A 17392-nucleotide genomic window follows, 5' to 3' on the forward strand; every position below is an offset into this window, starting at 1 on the left:
TTTTTTGTTCTTATTAAGAAATAAACATCGTTAATTATTAATGAAATAAATCATTTTAAAAATAAAGGTACACAAAAGATATATAATGAACTAAAATGAACTTATATGAACATGTTCAAACTCAATTCCAACTAATTTAAATGACGAAAGGAATGGATTAATAATGGAAAATCGTTATGCTGCACATCCCAATGAAGTGAAAACGTATGATACATCTCGCCTGCGTGAGGAATTTTTGATGGAGCAACTGTTTGCTACCGATGAATTGGTAACGGTATATTCTCATGTGGATCGTTATATTGTGGGAACGGCTGTACCTGAGAGCAAAGACATTACCCTTGAAGTGAACCTGAAGGATATCGGAACGAACTTTTTCCTGGAGCGTCGTGAAATCGGTATCATTAATGTAGGTGGTCATGGAACAGTAACAGCGGATGGCCAAGGTTATGAGATTGGAGCAAAGGAATGTCTCTATATCGGTAGAGGTGTGAAAGAAGTTGTGTTCACGAGCAGTGACAAGGCTCAACCTGCACAATTCTATTTTGTATCCACACCGGCTCACCATACCTATCCAACAGTAAAAGCAACACAAGAGCAGGCTCAGCCGAATCATCTGGGCAGCATCGAAACTTCCAATGAGCGTACGATCTATCGTTACATTCACCAAGGAGAAGGTGGAATTCAGAGTTGTCAGCTGGTAATGGGTATTACCGAACTCGACAAGGGTAACATGTGGAATACCATGCCTGCACATACCCATAACCGCCGTTCCGAAGTATACTTGTACTGGAATCTGCCTGAGGATGGCGTTGTATTCCACATGATGGGTGAGCCGGACGAGACGCGGCATCTGGTTGTACGCGACCGTCAGGCGATCATCTCCCCAAGCTGGTCCATTCACAGTGGTGTGGGTACGAGCAATTACACCTTCTGTTGGGCGATGGCTGGTGAGAACCAGACGTTCGAAGATATGGACGGCGTAGCGATGAAAGACCTGAAATAATAAATTACAGATGTCTGAGTTAATTGGCAGAGTAGACACTAGAACACTCATTCAATTAACTCAGGTAGTATAGGAAGTTGATTAGGATGAATCCATTGAAAAGACATGAAAAAATTATGGAGGCTCTGCTGGAGCGCCAGGAAGTAACCGTCAGTGATCTGAGTGAGCTGTTGCAGGTGACTGGGAAAACAGTGCGAGAGGATCTCGACAAGTTGGAGAGTATGGGTCTGCTCGTACGTGTTCATGGTGGTGCTATGCTGGCTCAGAATGACCAGTATGGCATCTTGAACAGCCGGGGAGTTACCGAGAAGCATCAATCGGAGAAAACGGAGATTGCTGAAAGGGCCCTGGCTTACATTCGACCTGGAGATATCGTTGCTCTTGATGGTGGCAGCACCACGCTGGAGATGGCTAAACGTCTCGACAATCAGCCGCTGACGGTGGTGACCAATGACCTGTTCATTATTGCGGAGCTTACCAAGAAGGAGCAAGTACGACTGGTTGTGCCTGGCGGGGCTCGTGTACGGAATATGCTCGTGGGGGATGACACGGCTGCATTTATCTCCGGTCTTAACATTCATAAAGCCTTTATATCCACGACAGCACTTCATCCGGAATTTGGATTATCCATATACACGGGAGATCTGGTTCCTTTGAAAAAAGCAATGATATCTGCCTCCCAGCAGGTATATGGCGTTGTGGATCATTATAAATTCGGACAATTCGCACTGCGAACTTTCGCCCAGTGTTCGGAACTGGACTATATTATCAGTGATCATCGTTTGGATGAAGAGACAGTTGCCTTATACGAGCAGAGCGGTGTCACAGTGGATTATCAAAGTTAACCTCATTTATTATTCATGGGATTAAAGAACGAAGGATCTATGGATTGCATATCAAAACCATGCGGAGGAATCATTCATGAACCCATTTGATTTAAGCGGACAAGTTGCAATGGTAACAGGTACCTCGGGAGGACTTGGACAAGGGATGGCCATCGGCTTGGCGGAAGCGGGTGCTGATGTGGTGCTGGTCTCTTATTCCAAACCTGCCGAAACGGCAAGTGCCATTGAAGCACTCGGACGCAAAGCTTACGTGATTGAAGCGGATTTAAGTCGTGAAGATGAGTTGGCGGCTGTGTTCGAACAAGCGCTTGCGTTCCAGGGCAGAATTGACATTCTCGTCAACAATGCGGGAATCATTCGCCGCACACCTGCGGCTGACCATGCAGGGAAGGACTGGCATGATGTCATTGGTCTGAACCTGAACACGGTATTTTTCCTGAGCCAATTGGCTGGCAGACATATGATCGAACGCGGAAGCGGCAAAATCATTAATATCGCATCCATGTTGTCCTATCAAGGTGGGATTAACGTGCCAGGGTACACAGCCAGCAAACATGGTGTTGCCGGTTTAACCAAAGCACTCGCCAACGAATGGGCAGGGAAGGGAATCCAGATTAACGGTATCGCACCTGGTTATATGGAAACCGATAATACTACTCAGATCCGTGCGGACGAGAATCGTTACCGGGATATTACAGCCCGTATTCCTGCGGGGCGTTGGGGAACACCGGAAGATCTGAAAGGCCCGGTTGTCTTTCTGGCATCTGCCGCTTCGGATTATCTGAATGGACATGTGCTGAATGTCGATGGTGGCTGGATGGCGCGTTAATCGCTTGATCATCGGATTAGCATAAGGAGGCAGTGAGATGAAACTTGGTATTCTGGCACATACATTTGGTAAACAGCCTACAGCACAGCTCGCGCAGACAATTGCAGATAACGGATTCAACTCTGTACAGCTGGCACTTGCCAAAGCATTATCCGATGTGGACTCATCGAATGGCAAGCTGAGCCCCGGTCTGGCGAATGAGATTGGAGATCAATTTGCACAGCGCGGAGTGAAGATTGCGGTACTGGGCTGTTATATTAATCCGATTGACCCTGATCCGGTAAGCCGCCGTGCGGATATTGATCGATTCAAGGAACATCTGCGTTATGCCCGGGATTTCGGTTGCAGCATGGTAGCAACGGAGACCGGAAGCTTGGACACCTATCAGGATACGCATCCGGATGGATATGAAGAGAAGGCGTGGAGTGTGCTGAAAGAAACGGTTGAGGAGTTGGCCGAGGAAGCGGAGAAATGGGGCGTGCATGCAGCGATTGAGCCTGTGTCCACACATACCCTTCATACGCATGAACATATGACACGTTTGTTTGAAGAGATTCCTTCATCCAATCTGGGAATGCTGTTCGACCCGTGTAATCTGATCAAACAACCACATGCAGCAGATCAAGGAGCTTTCTTGCGCGAGGTGATGGAATCGCTATATCAGCGCATGATTGTGATCCATGCCAAGGATGTCGCCTTCGATGCACAGGGAGAGAAGTTTAATCCGGTACCTGGGGCAGGCATACTGGATTACCCGTTATTTTTTGAATTGCTAAAAACGTATAAGCCGCATATCGATATTTCACTTGAAGGTGTAACTGCGGAGCAAGCTGTGCCTGCGGCCAAACATTTGCGTGAAGTATGGGATGCAGTTCGAGTCTAAAAGACAGTCGGGTTGAAAAGTGATGCAGCGCATCTGCAGCATCTGCAACCGAAAAACCTTTGCGAGGGCAAAGGTTTTTTTGGTATAGAAATGATAATGTACATATTTAGTATTTCTCATCGGAAAAATCGGAAATAAGTCTTTTCAAATGCGACATCTTGTGAGAGAATATGGAAAACATACACCACCATGTCAAGACATCATGAACTTATAGAACGTATATATCAAGGGAGGATTCAGATTTATGTCAAACGAACGTGAGCTTTCATTTGAAACATTGGCAATTCATGCAGGTCAGGAGATTGATCCAACTACCAACGCACGAGCAGTTCCCTTGTATCAGACAACATCCTATGGCTTCAAGGACACTGAGCATGCAGCTAATCTGTTTGGTTTGAAAGAGTTTGGCAACATCTATACCCGTCTGATGAATCCAACCACTGACGTGTTTGAGCAACGGATTGCTGCGTTGGAAGGCGGAGCTGGGGCGCTGGCTACTGCTTCTGGTCAAGCAGCCATTACGTTTTCGCTTCTGAATATTGCCGGTGCAGGCGATGAGATCGTGTCTTCAGCGAGTTTGTATGGAGGTACATACAATCTGTTCTCGACAACTTTGCCGAAACTGGGTCTGGACGTGAAATTTGTGGATTCCAGTGATCCTGAGAATTTCCGGGCAGCGATTACGGAGAAAACGAAAGCACTGTATGCCGAAACGATCGGTAATCCAAAGGGGAATGTACTGGATATTGAAGCGGTGGCAGCGATCGCTCATGAACATGGCATTCCTTTGATCGTGGATAATACGTTCCCGAGCCCGTACCTTCTTCGTCCAATCGAACATGGAGCAGATATTGTCGTTCACTCTGCAACGAAATTCATTGGCGGTCATGGTACATCCATTGGTGGCGTTATCGTGGATAGCGGAAAATTTGACTGGAAAGCAAGCGGCAAGTTCCCTGGTTTGACGGAGCCTGACGCCAGTTATAACGGTGTTATATATACGGAAGCAGTTGGACCGATTGCTTATATTATCAAAGCTCGTGTACAACTTCTCCGTGACTTGGGTGCAACGATCTCTCCATTTAACTCCTGGTTGTTGCTGCAGGGACTGGAGACATTACATCTGCGCGTAGAGCGCCATAGTAGCAACGCCCTTGCGGTTGCGGAATTCCTTGAGAAACATGAGGATGTGTCCTGGGTAAGTTATGCGGGTCTGCCAAGCCACGATTCTTACGAGCTTGCCCAGAAGTATCTGCCAAGAGGGCAGGGCGCCATTCTGACCTTTGGAATCAAAGGTGGTGCGGAAGCGGGGCGTAAATTGATTGAAAATGTTAAACTGTTCTCTCACCTTGCAAACGTGGGCGATTCCAAGTCACTGATCATTCACCCGGCAAGTACGACTCACGCGCAGTTGACTGAAGATGAACAAACTGCCGCAGGGGTTAATCCGGAGTTGATTCGTCTGTCTATTGGCACAGAGAACATTCAAGACATTATCCATGATCTGGAGCAAGCGATCAAAGCAAGTCAGGGAGCAAGTGTAGGCGCGTAAATGGTATTGGGTTGATGTGAAACATTCACTTAAGCGATATGGTATAAAATTGGTCAAACGCCTATCAATAGATGCTTTAAGCCGCTGTCTTTGGGGACAGCGGCTTTTTGTCTTTTTTAATATGCATGTAGGAGTAAAAGTAACCGTCCGAAAAATACCCATTTACAAATGAGGATTACAGGCATATACTGATTAAAAGTTGTATTGGGTAAAAATAATTGCATAAGTACAAAAATGATTATCATTCTCATTCAAGATGATTGCAAAACCATTCACAAAACCATGCTGCTGCGGGATTCCCGCAGCAGCATGTGTCATTTTTAGGGCATTAACAATGGCTCTCATTCTCAATACAACTTCATTTCTGGAAGCGGAATAGGCAGACTCGTCATCCGCAAATCTAACATTCGAAAGGATTGTGATTTATATGCAAGCGATACATCAACCGCTACACAGACAGAAACAAACAGAACAACGCTCGTCCCAAACACCTGGCCCCAATCGAGGCAAAAAGCCTGATTTTCGAGCCATGGTGCAGAATAAAGAGATGCAATCTGCATTGGGCAGTGGGCTGTTGATGCTGATTGCCTGGGGAACTGCACCTTATTTTGGTACCTTATCCATCATGCTCTACATTGTGGCGTATGCCGTGGGGGGGTGGACCAAAGCGAAGGAAGGCATCGAGACCCTGGTCAAGGACCGTGATCTGGATGTAAATCTGCTGATGATTGCCGCATCCCTTGGGGCAGCAGCTATCGGTTACTGGAATGAAGGCGCGATGCTGATCTTTATTTTTGCACTCAGTGGTGCGTTGGAAAGTTATGCGACAGAGCGCAGTCATAAGGATATCTCATCGTTGCTCGCGCTGAAGCCGGAGACAGCACTGCGTATTGAGGATGGACAGATGAACCTTGTTGCTATTGATGATCTCCAGCCAGGTGATCTGCTGTTGGTGAAACCGGGAGAACTCATTCCAGCAGATGGTGTCGTGTACCGGGGGAGCTCTTTTATCAATCAATCGTCCATCACCGGAGAATCCCTACCTGTGGACAAAGCTGCGGGGGATGAAGTCTATGCAGGTACGGTAAACGGGGAGGGCGCCTTATACGTAGAGGTCACCAAATCGGCTGAAGGGTCACTGTTCGGAAAAATCATTAAAATGGTGGAAGAAGCGCAGGCAGAAGTACCGGATTCCCAGCGCTTTATGGAGCGGTTCGAAGGAATATACGCACGCATTGTTGTAGGGGTGACTTTACTTGTGATTGCAGGAACTCCACTGCTGCTTGGCTGGACATGGAACGAGGCATTTTATAAAGCGATGGTATTTCTGGTTGTTGCTTCGCCTTGTGCTCTGGTGTCTTCCATCATGCCTGTCATGCTGTCCGCGATGTCCAGCAGTGCGCGCCGTGGCATTCTCTTCAAGGGTGGTGCCCATATGGAGAATATGGCACGCACGCGGGTCGTTGCTTTTGACAAAACAGGTACATTGACCATGGGCACCCCGCAAGTTACAGATATTATTACGGCTGAAAAGATAGATCGCGCCCAGCTGTTAGCTGCGGTAGCAGCGATTGAGAACATCTCCATGCACCCCCTGGCTCGTGCGATCGTAGATCAGGCGATTAAGGAGAACCTAACACTTCAGGAAGCGGAGCACGTACAGGCCCTAACGGGTTGGGGTATCGAAGGAACGGTAAACGATGTGCTCTGGCGTATTGGCAAAACAAATGTAATGGAATCGATGCAGTCAGAGAAGATGAAGGATGAAAACCTTGATGGTTCAGATAAACAGGGTGTTAACCGTGTAAAGGTATCTACAGCGTGGAACGAAGTACGCTCCCGTCTTGAGGGTGAGGGAAAAACGGTATCCGTTGTTATGGCTGATGGTGAAATGGCTGGGCTGATCGCCATGCGGGATACGGTACGCCCTCAGGCAGCAGCTGCAGTGAGAAGGCTTGAAGCGATGGGGGTTAAAGTTGCGATGTTAACAGGAGATCGAGCGAGATCGGCCTCTGTAATTGCCCATGAAACGGGAGTAAGTATGGTTTATGCAGACTTGCTGCCGGAAGATAAAGTGAAGCAGGTGCAAGCGCTCCGCAAACAATATGGTCCTGTGCTGATGGTAGGGGATGGGGTTAATGATGCACCTGCACTTGCAGCAGCCACTGTGGGTATGGGAATGGGACTGTCGGGTAGCGGAACTGCACTGGAGGTAGCGGATGCGGTGCTGATGAACGACAATATCGAAGAGATCGCTTGGGTGATTGGGCAGGCACGCCGAGCACAGCGTACGGTGAAGCAAAATATGTGTTTTGCCATCACCGTTATTCTGGCCTTAATTGCTGGTAACTTCCTCCAAGACGTGGCATTGCCACTGGGTGTGGTAGGTCATGAAGGCAGTACAATTCTGGTTATTCTGAATGGGCTTAGGCTGCTACGGTAATCAGATTTGGAGAGAAAAATGGTTGATTGGTTTCGTGATTAGTATGCCGCTGGTTGAACGGCTCACGTTTGAACCTTGGGTCAGAGGGTAATGATTCGAAGAGAAAGTTGCAATCATTCGAGGACAAAGGGAGCTGTGAAATATGGGACGTTATGTACAAGTGGAACCGAATGTAAAAGTATATATTGAAGATATCGGTGAAGGAACCCCGGTTGTCTTTTTGCACGGCTGGCCTGTTAATTATAAAATGTTTGAATATCAATTGAACGTACTTCCGAACCATGGCATTCGTGCCATTGCGATAGATTTTAGAGGATACGGCTTATCAGATAAGCCTTCCACCGGATACGATTATGATCGGATGGCAGACGATGTTCGTGCCGTTATCGATGATTTGGAGCTGAAAGACGCGGTACTCGCAGGGTTCTCCATGGGTGGAGCGATTGCAGTACATTACATGGCCAGACATAAGGGGCATGGTGTCTCCAAGCTGGCCTTGTTATCTGCGGCAGCCCCTGTGTTCACACAGCGCGAAGGTTATCCGTATGGATTGACTCCAGAGCAGCTGAACGAGCAGATCATTGAGCCGATTTTTGCAGATCGTCCGAAGTTGCTGGAGACATTTGGCGGCATGTTCTTCGCGAAGAAACACAGCCAGCCATTCATGGATTGGTTCCACGCGCTTGGTATGGAGGCTTCATCTTATGGTACCATTCGCAGTGCAATTGCCCTGCGGGATGAGGATCTACGAGGTGACCTGAGTTCAATTCAGGTGCCGACGGCCATTTTGCACGGGAAAAAGGATGAGATCTGTCCGTTCGAATTCGCAGAGCAGATGCATAAAGGCATTGCTTCGTCTCAATTGATTGCTTTTGAAGAGAGTGGTCATGGTGCTTTCTATGATGAATTGGAAAAATTCAATTCGGAATTGATTCGTTTCATTCAATCCTGATCAGAAGAGGGCATCACAACCTTACAGGCGATCCCATTAATTTCATGGAATCTTCATTTGTGGCTAAAAAAAGAACCCGGTCGACAGCTTTAGGCGCTGTTCGCTCGGGTTCTTTTTTCTGTACTGTAAGAGTCTTAAACAAGGTTTAACGTGCATAGTAAGTATACATTCTTCATTTAAAACAGCTCGGTCAGACCGATCATCGTGATGAGTCCGAGTAAAAACGAGATAGTTGCCACTCGTGCATTGCCGTCGCCGTGACTTTCGGGAATGAGTTCTTTATACACAATGAACATCATCGCACCGGCTGCAAATGCCAGACCATAAGGGACAAGGCCGGATACGAGACTGCTTAATGTATAACCAATCATCGCTGTAATAATCTCTACTGCTCCGGTGAGGGTGGCAATGCCCAGTGCTTTGAAGCGGCCAATATTCTGGTTCACTAGAAAGAGGGCGACCAGGAATCCCTCCGGCGCATTCTGCAATCCGATGGAGAAGGCAATAAGATTGCCCAGGTTCTCATCGGAGCTTGCGTAGCTGACACCAACCGATAACCCCTCTGGCAGGTTATGCATGGTAATCGCTGCAATAATCATGAAAGCTTTGGCTTCAATTTTGAAAGGCATTTTCTCGGGATTCTCCAGATCAACGTGTGGAATCTTCATCTCGAGCACCAGTAGCACCAGGCTACCAAGCATAATACCAAATGCGAGTACAAAGAGATTCGATTGGCCGAGCGCTTCCGGAATGAGATTATAAACCGAGGCTGAGGTCATAATACCTGCAGCGTATGCCAGCAAGATATCACGCAGACGGTGCGATATTTTGCGCATAAATAGAATCGGTACGGCCCCTAGGCCGGTAGACATGGCTGATATAATACTGCCAATGAGTGCATCGTTCATGCTTCCATTTTCCCTCCTGATGAAGACTTCTTCATAATCGCTGCCGAGCATTGACACCGTACATAAAAGAGATCATAATGAACAACAGATTAGAATGATTATAAATTAGAATTCCGTTTCTGCATAGGATTATTGTCATTACGCAGGCAGGTCTTGTGGACATGATCTAGGCTTTTCGTTCTAGTGTATGCAAAAGCAACAGCTTTTGATGCCGGAGGGACTAACCTTTTTGCAGAACCCGGGGGAGGAACTATACATGTATAAATCAATTATTATTGGAACAGGCCCTGCAGGGCTGACAGCAGCAATCTATCTGGCACGTGCCAACTTGAACCCGCTCGTTATTGAAGGTCCACAACCTGGTGGCCAACTGACAACAACAACGGAAGTGGAGAACTTCCCAGGTTTCCCTGATGGCATCATGGGTCCTGAACTTATGGACAACATGCGTAAACAAGCAGAACGTTTCGGTGCTGAATTCCGTACAGGCTGGGTGAACAACATCGACATGAGCGAGCGTCCGTTCAAGATTCAAGTTGAAGGTATGGGTGAACTCGTATCGGAAACATTGATCCTCTCTACAGGTGCATCTGCTAAATACCTGGGTATCCCTGGTGAAGAAACAAATGTGGGCCGCGGTGTCAGCACATGTGCAACATGTGATGGATTCTTCTTCCGTAACAAAGAAATCATCGTGATCGGCGGCGGTGACTCTGCCCTTGAGGAAGCAAGCTTCCTGTCCCGTTTCGGTTCCAAAGTAACGCTGGTACACCGTCGTGAAGAACTGCGTGGCTCCAAAATCATGCAGGATCGTGCACGCAGCAACGAAAAAGTAGAAATGGCTTTGAATCGTACACCACTTGAAGTCCTTGCTGGTGACAACGGCGTAACAGGTCTGAAAGTATTGAACAACGAAACAGGTGTAGAAGAAGTGATTCCGGCAAGCGGCGTATTCGTAGCTATCGGTCACACACCAAATACCGGATTCCTTGGCGGACAGATCACTACGGACGAACACGGTTATATCCTGACTACACCAGGTACATCCGAGACAAACATCCCAGGCGTATTCGCATGTGGTGACGTTCAGGATACACGTTACAAACAAGCAATTACAGCGGCTGGTAGCGGATGTATGGCTGCTATGGACACCGAGAAATACATTGAAAGCTTGGAGCACAGCGCCGTTGTTCTGTAATAGAATGAGCTGTTTTCAACCAGACTATAGATTAATATAAAACCATATGAGGTGAATTAAACATGGAAAACGTAATTGTATATACATCAACGAACTGCCCGAACTGCAAATCCGTTAAAACATTCCTGGCTGACAAAGGGATCTCTTATGAAGAGCGCAACATCGAAACTAGCGATGAATTTGCACAACAAGTGTGGGACATGGGTGTACGTGCCGTGCCATTGACTGTCATTGGTGAACACCGCATTCTGGGTATGAACAAAACTCAATTTGCCAAAGTATTGGACGCTTAAATTACGCTGATCATCTGGAACATGATGTGTTGAAGAACGTTTCAATTCATATGCAATTCCGGTTTTCGCGAGCCGTTAGGATATAGAAAGAACCGTACCCCGAAGGGTACGGTTTTTTGTGCGTTTTCTTTGAGTGGATCGGATGGTCGTAAACATCATTCAGAATTGTCCGATATACAGAAGTACGATATCATTTTTCTAAGACGCAGAGCATAATTGAGGTGAACAAGCAGCATGATTATAAGATTAAGAGCAGCATTTTCGATTCTGGTAACAGGCGAGTTAGAGATATCCACGCTCACATACTAGTTAAAACAACTGGAATTAAGGCCAGTATTATTATAACCGATATTATTATTTTTTTTGTTTGGGATTTGATCATTAGTTTTCGCGAAGTATACCATTCTCCAAAATTATAAAATCTAGAATGAATAAGAAAAGTTATCAAACAATTAATTACAAAGAATATCAAAATATAGTCTTTTGGATTAACACCCATCATAGGATAAACTTGCAGTTCTATACCCCATAGTAAGGTTATACCAATAAAATAAAGAATAGAACAAAGTATAAAATCAAACAGGAAACCAAATGTCTTTTTAAGCATATTAAAGCTCCTCTCTTATCTTTTTCGTAATAGGAAAATACAGGATATTCCTTTATATGATGGAAGAAAGAATTCTCGATTTGTAATAATCCGGCATCTATGTTAATAATGGGAAAATAGAAGCAAAAAAAACCTTGCGCCCGTAATTCAGAGTACATGATCACGTGTACAATTGAATTACTGCGAAAGGGGTTTTGCATAAAATCAAATGATTACTCTAGAAAAAAATACTCATGAAAGTCTGAAACACAACATATACCAGCACTCCTGACAGCATGTACATGAAACCAGCCTTCTTTTTGCTCTGGAACAATCGGAGTATGCCAAGGCTGAACAGGGGCGCAAGCACAATCAGGAACAGGAGGACGGTGACAAATACTGGCGCCGAGATATCTGAAGTATCCACGTAGGTCACGCTTCTTTTCACTCCGTTTCATTATCGGAATTAACACAGCTATATCGACACAGCCATGACAAAAATCACATAACCCCATTATACATCTGGATTTCTTTAACAAAAAGGGAGGAAATGGGGCGAAATGATGTCAATTTTCAGCTGTTATTAGACGGAAACTCTTATTTTACCTAAAAATTGGGATATTGCAGAGTAAGCGGCACCAACACGGGTGGAACGGCTGCCCAGAGCTGCCCATTCAATCTGCAAACTGCGACGGTGATAAGGTAATGTACGTTCCTCCACAACCTGTTTTAAAGCTGTTTCTATCCAGGGACCTGCTTCAGAGAGCGGGCCACCAATGATAATACGTTCCGGGTTGAAACTGTTGACGATATTGGTGATGCCAATACCCAGTTTGCGTCCAATCGTGTCGTATAATTCCTGAACATTCTTATGGCCTTGCTCCGCATAATGGATCAGCTCACGTGTGGTATGAGCAGGTAATTTCAGCTGATGATCTGGGTGTTCATAGGCTTTTTCCGAAGCGTATAACTCCCAACAACCACGATTTCCACAGGAGCAGGGCAGACCTTCCGCTTCAATGGACATGTGGCCTGTTTCCCCTGCGTAACCCCACGCGCCTTTGTATAATTCACCATCTACCATGATGCCTGAACCAATCCCCATGCCTGCACTGATATAGATCATGTGACGGACACCGATGCCTGCACCAAAATTTAACTCTCCATGAGCGCCAGCATTGGCTTCATTATCGATGGTGACAGGCAGTTCAAATTCTTCTTCAAGCATGGAGCGCAGCGCTACCTTCTCCCACCCCAAGTTGGGTGCAAACAGGACTGTTCCTGCCTCATCGACCATGCCGGGTACTCCGATACCGATGCCTATGACACCGTGAGGGGAAGCAGGAGCCGCTTCAATGAGCTGTTTTGCTGCCAATTTCAATTGCTCCAATACAGAGGACACGTCATGATGCTCCAAGGTCACTGCGTACTCTGTAATGATGTGTCCTTCCAGATCTGTGAGTACGCCTTTTAAATGGGTCACACTGAGTTCCAGGCCGACTGCATAGCCGGATGTCCCCCGAAACAGCAACATGAGTGGTTTGCGTCCGCCACTGGATTCCCCAGGGCCAATCTCCTGCACCAGATCATCACTGATCAGATCAGCAACCAGGTTGGATACCGTTGCTTTGTTCAGCCCGGTAACCTCGGACACTCGCGCGCGAGAAAGAGGGGCATGGCGCCGGATCGTATCCAGAACAATCGATTTGTTTATTTTTTTGACCAGCATCTGGTCTCCGGTTATTTTCATATCGTTAAGGCACTCCTATTCTTCTGATCAAAGGGTTCTGACCCACATCCGAAACAAGTTATTCGACTATTATAGCGTAAACAAGCGTGTAAAAAACAATTTTATTTTACTTTGTTTAACCAATAGACAAAGTAAATTCGATGTGTTAGGATAACGGTGTAAACGATTTCTTAAAACTATTGAGGAGGCATTTTACACATGGCCTATTTTGAATCCGTTAATAAAATTTCATTCGAAGGTAAAGATTCCAAGAATCCTTTTGCTTTTAAACATTATAATCCAGAAGAAGTGGTAGCCGGCAAATCGATGGAAGAACATTTCCGTTTCGGTATGGCTTATTGGCATACATTAACTGCAGGCGGAAGTGACCCGTTTGGTGCAGAGACAGCTGTTCGTTCGTGGGATAAATACTCGGGTCTGGACCTCGCGAAAGTGCGCGTGGAAGCGGCATTTGAATTTTTGGAAAAAATGAATCTCCCGTTCTTCTGTTTCCACGATGTGGACATTGCACCAGAAGGCAACAACCTGCGCGAGTTCTACAGCAACATTGATACAATCGTTGATCTGATTGAAGATCATATGAAATCCAGCGGCAAAAAACTGCTCTGGAACACAGCGAACATGTTCTCGAACCCACGTTTCATGTTCGGTGCAGCTTCGACTTGTAACGCAGACGTGTATGCTCATGCTGCAGCACAGATCAAGAAAGGTCTGGAAGTGGGTAAACGTCTGGGCGCTGAAAACTATGTATTCTGGGGCGGACGTGAAGGTTACGACACATTGCTGAACACAGACATGCAACTGGAGCAAGATAACATTGCTCGCATGTTCCATATGGCTGTAGACTACGCGAAGGAAATTGGCTTTGACGCACAATTCCTGATCGAGCCTAAACCGAAAGAGCCAACGAAACACCAATATGACTATGATGCAGCAACTTCCATTGCTTTCTTGCAAAAATACGGTTTGGACAAACACTTCAAACTCAACCTGGAAGCAAACCACGCTACACTGGCTGGTCATACATTCGATCACGAAATCCGCGTTGCTCGTACCAACGGTATGCTCGGTTCCCTTGATGCGAACCAAGGTGATATGCTGATCGGTTGGGATACAGATGAGTTCCCAGTTGATATGTACGATGCGACTTTGACAATGTATGAAGTATTGAAAAACGGTGGTATCGGCCGCGGCGGTGTGAACTTTGACGCGAAAGTACGTCGTGGTTCCTTCGAAGCAGACGATCTGTTCCTGGCACACATCGCAGGTATGGATACGTATGCCAAAGGTCTGAAAGTAGCTGCAAAACTGATCGAAGATCGTGTATTCGATGACTTCATCGAAAAACGTTACAGCAGCTTCAGCGAAGGCATTGGTGCAGATGTGGTTGCAGGTAAAGCAACACTTGCTTCCCTTGCTGAGTATGCACTCAACAATGAAAACCCACGCAAAAACCAATCCGGACGTCAGGAATTGCTGAGAGCGCAACTGAACCAATACATCTTGGCTGACTAATAGCGGGTTAGGCAGGGTTGGTCACGACGACCACCGATGGTTATTCATATGTGGTTGGACATTATATCCAAGCCAGCCTATGCACAAGATTAGCTTGTACCACGGAACGCCTGAACAAGCATGACATTCGGACCGTCCCCGACTTTCCCTTGGGAAGACGGGGGCGGTTTTTTGGTTAAACAAACAATGAGGTTTTTAAATTGCTGATATAAATGTTCTTCTAAGATGGTACATGCAGAACGGAGTGAGCAGAAAGGACCCGAGGAAGCGAAGCGTGCGCTAAGAGCTTTCTGAAAGAAAGCTGGCTTCGGAAGCATAGGCTTATCCCCGGATTTCACCCTTGCTAAAGGGGGTTAAAGGAAATCCGGGGGTAACGGCGATCCGAGGGTTTTCTGATCACGGAGTGACTACATGAGCATCAAGGGTTTCATTTATAACCAATGACGAATCAAGGTCATTGGATCATCTTTTCGCTACAAAAACGAGTATGTTTTTACTGTTTTGATATAAATGTTTGTCTAAGATGGTGCATGCAGAACGAAGTGAGCAGAAAGGACCCGAAGAAGCGAAGCGGTCGCATTTATCCCCGGATTTCACCCTTGCTAAAGGGTTAAAGGAAATCCGGGGGTAACGGCGATCCGAGGGTTTTCTGATCACGTAGTGACCATGTGAGCATCAAGGTTTCATTTATAACCAATGACGAATCAAGGTCATTGGATCATCTTTTTGCTACAAAAACGAGTACGTTTTTACTGTTTTGATATAAATGTTTGTCTAAGATGGTGCATGCAGAACGAAGTGAGCAGAAAGGACCTAAGGAAGCAAAGCGGTCGCATTTATCCCCGGATTTCACCCTTGCTAAAGGGGTTAAAGGAAATCCGGGGGTAACGGCGATCCGAGGGTTTTCTGATCACGGAGTGGCCACATGAGCATCAAGGGTTTCATTTATACAATCCTGTTACAAACGAGAGGAGTTAACCTATGAGTTACGTAATTGGTGTCGATCTGGGAACCAGTGCGGTTAAAACCGTGTTGGTCAATCGTGAAGGAAAAGTGGCATTTGAAGCATCGGAGGCATACCCGTTGTACCAGCCCAAGGCTGGATACAGTGAACAAAATCCCGAAGATTGGGTAGAGCAGACGATTGTTTCCCTGCGCAAATTGCTCGAAGTATCTGGCGTGCAGCCTTCGGAAATTGAAGGTATGAGCTTCTCCGGACAGATGCATGGACTGGTTTTGGTGGATGCCGAAGGTAAACCACTGCGGAATGCAATCTTGTGGAATGATACACGCACAACGGCTCAGTGCCGCCGGATTGAAAAAGTGCTGGATGGCAAGCTGTTAAGCATTGCCCGGAACCGCGCCCTTGAAGGTTTTACCTTGCCAAAAATTCTGTGGGTTCAGGAGAACGAGCCTGAATTGTTACAGCAAGCATCCTTATTCCTGTTACCCAAAGACTATGTGCGTTATCGCCTGACAGGGGATTATGCCATGGATTATTCCGATGCAGCAGGTACCTTGCTGCTGGACGTTGCGGGCAAGCAGTGGAGCAATGAGATTGCAGAAGCATTCAAGCTGCCGATCTCCCTATGTCCACGTCTTGTGGAATCGTTTGAGGAAGTGGGTACCTTGCTACCTGAGATTGCGGATCAAACAGGTCTGGCAGCTGCGACGAAAGTGTACGCAGGTGGCGCGGACAATGCATGCGGTGCCATTGGCGCAGGCATTCTGAGTGAAGGACAGACGATGTGCAGCATCGGAACGTCCGGGGTGGTGCTTTCCTACGAAGAGCGTAAAGATCTCGATTTCGAAGGCAAAGTACACTTTTTCAATCATGGGGAGAAAGATGCCTTCTATATTATGGGGGTAACACTTGCCGCAGGATATAGCTTGTCCTGGTTCAAGGATACGTTTGCAGCGGACAAATCCTTTGATGTGCTCTTACAGGGCATTGATCAGATTCCGGCCGGCAGCAACGGATTATTGTTCACACCTTATATCGTTGGGGAGCGTACACCTCATCCAGATGCGAATATCCGGGGCAGCTTCATCGGTATGGATGCCGGGCACAAGCTGGAGCACTTTGGACGTGCGGTGATGGAGGGCATCACCTTCTCGCTGCGTGAATCCATTGATATTCTGCGCGGCGCAGGTAAAACCGTTAATGAAGTCATCTCCATTGGGGGTGGTGCCAAAAATGAAGCCTGGTTGCAAATGCAGGCAGATGTCTTCAACGCCACAATTGTGAAGTTGGAGAGCGAACAGGGTCCGGCTATGGGGGCAGCAATGCTGGCTGCCTATGGATGTGGCTGGTTCCCGTCTTTGCAAGAATGTGCAACGGCGTTTATTCGTCCAGCGAAGTCCTATGAGCCGAACCCGGAAACGGTTGCTGTCTATGATGGATTGTTCGCGCTGTACCAGGAAGTCTATGGACAGACACGTAGTCTCAATGATCGTTTGGCTGAATACCGTTAATTCATCACATTAAACATGTATATCATACATGCAGAAGCATCCGCACAGGCGGGTGCTTTTTTTGTCGTTCAACAAGATTAACCCCATGAAAGGTTTCCTTGTCCTGCATATCCACATTCCGGCTCTGCATAGATTGAGAATAGAGGATTGTGATCTGTCC

General features: G+C 46.6%; 14 protein-coding genes. 11 read left to right on the forward strand and 3 right to left on the reverse strand.

Going from position 1 to position 17392, the window contains the following annotated elements:
• Nucleotides 1–163 precede the first annotated feature (163 nt).
• From kduI to MKY73_RS03145, 7 genes are all read left to right on the forward strand, one after another.
• On the forward strand, nt 164–1003 hold the full coding sequence (gene kduI / locus MKY73_RS03115; protein ID WP_124118136.1) for a 5-dehydro-4-deoxy-D-glucuronate isomerase: 840 nt from the start codon (nt 164–166) through the stop codon (nt 1001–1003).
• A gap of 86 nt (nt 1004–1089) precedes the next feature.
• The gene (locus tag MKY73_RS03120; RefSeq protein WP_339237797.1) at nt 1090–1848 is read left to right on the forward strand and encodes a DeoR/GlpR family DNA-binding transcription regulator; all 759 of its coding nucleotides are present in this window, start codon (nt 1090–1092) and stop codon (nt 1846–1848) included.
• Nucleotides 1849–1924: 76 nt separating this feature from the next.
• The gene (kduD, locus tag MKY73_RS03125) at nt 1925–2677 is read left to right on the forward strand and encodes a 2-dehydro-3-deoxy-D-gluconate 5-dehydrogenase KduD (RefSeq protein WP_339237795.1); all 753 of its coding nucleotides are present in this window, start codon (nt 1925–1927) and stop codon (nt 2675–2677) included.
• A gap of 37 nt (nt 2678–2714) precedes the next feature.
• Entirely contained in the window at nt 2715–3560 is an 846-nt protein-coding gene (locus MKY73_RS03130) for a sugar phosphate isomerase/epimerase (protein WP_339237793.1), read from the forward strand.
• Between the two features lie 244 nt (nt 3561–3804).
• On the forward strand, nt 3805–5112 hold the full coding sequence (locus tag MKY73_RS03135; RefSeq protein ID WP_091019287.1) for a homocysteine synthase: 1308 nt from the start codon (nt 3805–3807) through the stop codon (nt 5110–5112).
• A 427-nt stretch (nt 5113–5539) separates the two neighbouring features.
• Nucleotides 5540–7555 carry a heavy metal translocating P-type ATPase gene (locus tag MKY73_RS03140; RefSeq protein WP_339305612.1) on the forward strand — a complete coding sequence of 672 codons (2016 nt, stop codon included), beginning with the start codon at nt 5540–5542 and terminating at the stop codon, nt 7553–7555.
• Between the two features lie 142 nt (nt 7556–7697).
• On the forward strand, nt 7698–8507 hold the full coding sequence (locus MKY73_RS03145; RefSeq protein ID WP_339305613.1) for an alpha/beta hydrolase: 810 nt from the start codon (nt 7698–7700) through the stop codon (nt 8505–8507).
• A 176-nt stretch (nt 8508–8683) separates the two neighbouring features.
• Here MKY73_RS03145 and MKY73_RS03150 read toward each other — a convergent pair whose 3' ends face one another.
• Nucleotides 8684–9415, reverse strand: a complete 732-nt coding sequence (locus MKY73_RS03150; RefSeq protein WP_253440965.1) for a ZIP family metal transporter — start codon at nt 9413–9415, stop codon at nt 8684–8686.
• A gap of 256 nt (nt 9416–9671) precedes the next feature.
• Here MKY73_RS03150 and trxB point away from each other — a divergent pair, with 256 nt between their 5' ends.
• Both trxB and MKY73_RS03160 read left to right on the forward strand, forming a co-directional pair.
• Nucleotides 9672–10613, forward strand: a complete 942-nt coding sequence (gene trxB / locus MKY73_RS03155; protein ID WP_105601888.1) for a thioredoxin-disulfide reductase — start codon at nt 9672–9674, stop codon at nt 10611–10613.
• A 62-nt stretch (nt 10614–10675) separates the two neighbouring features.
• On the forward strand, nt 10676–10906 hold the full coding sequence (locus MKY73_RS03160; protein ID WP_339237784.1) for a glutaredoxin family protein: 231 nt from the start codon (nt 10676–10678) through the stop codon (nt 10904–10906).
• Nucleotides 10907–11730: 824 nt separating this feature from the next.
• Here MKY73_RS03160 and MKY73_RS03165 read toward each other — a convergent pair.
• Complete coding sequence (locus MKY73_RS03165) at nt 11731–11928, reverse strand: hypothetical protein (protein ID WP_339237780.1); 198 nt, start codon at nt 11926–11928, stop codon at nt 11731–11733.
• Between the two features lie 147 nt (nt 11929–12075).
• On the reverse strand, nt 12076–13242 hold the full coding sequence (locus tag MKY73_RS03170; protein WP_339305614.1) for an ROK family protein: 1167 nt from the start codon (nt 13240–13242) through the stop codon (nt 12076–12078).
• Between the two features lie 198 nt (nt 13243–13440).
• On the opposite strand from MKY73_RS03170, the gene xylA reads away from it, so the two are divergent.
• Both xylA and xylB read left to right on the forward strand, forming a co-directional pair.
• On the forward strand, nt 13441–14757 hold the full coding sequence (gene xylA, locus MKY73_RS03175; RefSeq protein ID WP_253440956.1) for a xylose isomerase: 1317 nt from the start codon (nt 13441–13443) through the stop codon (nt 14755–14757).
• A gap of 981 nt (nt 14758–15738) precedes the next feature.
• Nucleotides 15739–17232, forward strand: a complete 1494-nt coding sequence (gene xylB / locus MKY73_RS03180) for a xylulokinase (RefSeq protein WP_339305617.1) — start codon at nt 15739–15741, stop codon at nt 17230–17232.
• Nucleotides 17233–17392: the final 160 nt, after the last annotated feature.

It is taken from the genome of Paenibacillus sp. FSL R5-0519 (genome assembly GCF_037974275.1).
Lineage (GTDB): Bacteria > Bacillota > Bacilli > Paenibacillales > Paenibacillaceae > Paenibacillus.

Coding starts and splice junctions, on each gene's coding strand:
- kduD (WP_339237795.1), top strand. CDS start 1,925: ATGAACCCATTTGATTTAAGCGGACAAGTTGCAATGGTAACAGGTACC.
- trxB (WP_105601888.1), top strand. CDS start 9,672: ATGTATAAATCAATTATTATTGGAACAGGCCCTGCAGGGCTGACAGCA.
- MKY73_RS03145 (WP_339305613.1), top strand. CDS start 7,698: ATGGGACGTTATGTACAAGTGGAACCGAATGTAAAAGTATATATTGAA.
- xylA (WP_253440956.1), top strand. CDS start 13,441: ATGGCCTATTTTGAATCCGTTAATAAAATTTCATTCGAAGGTAAAGAT.
- MKY73_RS03160 (WP_339237784.1), top strand. CDS start 10,676: ATGGAAAACGTAATTGTATATACATCAACGAACTGCCCGAACTGCAAA.
- MKY73_RS03130 (WP_339237793.1), top strand. CDS start 2,715: ATGAAACTTGGTATTCTGGCACATACATTTGGTAAACAGCCTACAGCA.
- MKY73_RS03135 (WP_091019287.1), top strand. CDS start 3,805: ATGTCAAACGAACGTGAGCTTTCATTTGAAACATTGGCAATTCATGCA.
- MKY73_RS03170 (WP_339305614.1), bottom strand. CDS start 13,242: ATGAAAATAACCGGAGACCAGATGCTGGTCAAAAAAATAAACAAATCG.
- kduI (WP_124118136.1), top strand. CDS start 164: ATGGAAAATCGTTATGCTGCACATCCCAATGAAGTGAAAACGTATGAT.
- MKY73_RS03150 (WP_253440965.1), bottom strand. CDS start 9,415: ATGAACGATGCACTCATTGGCAGTATTATATCAGCCATGTCTACCGGC.
- xylB (WP_339305617.1), top strand. CDS start 15,739: ATGAGTTACGTAATTGGTGTCGATCTGGGAACCAGTGCGGTTAAAACC.
- MKY73_RS03120 (WP_339237797.1), top strand. CDS start 1,090: ATGAATCCATTGAAAAGACATGAAAAAATTATGGAGGCTCTGCTGGAG.
- MKY73_RS03140 (WP_339305612.1), top strand. CDS start 5,540: ATGCAAGCGATACATCAACCGCTACACAGACAGAAACAAACAGAACAA.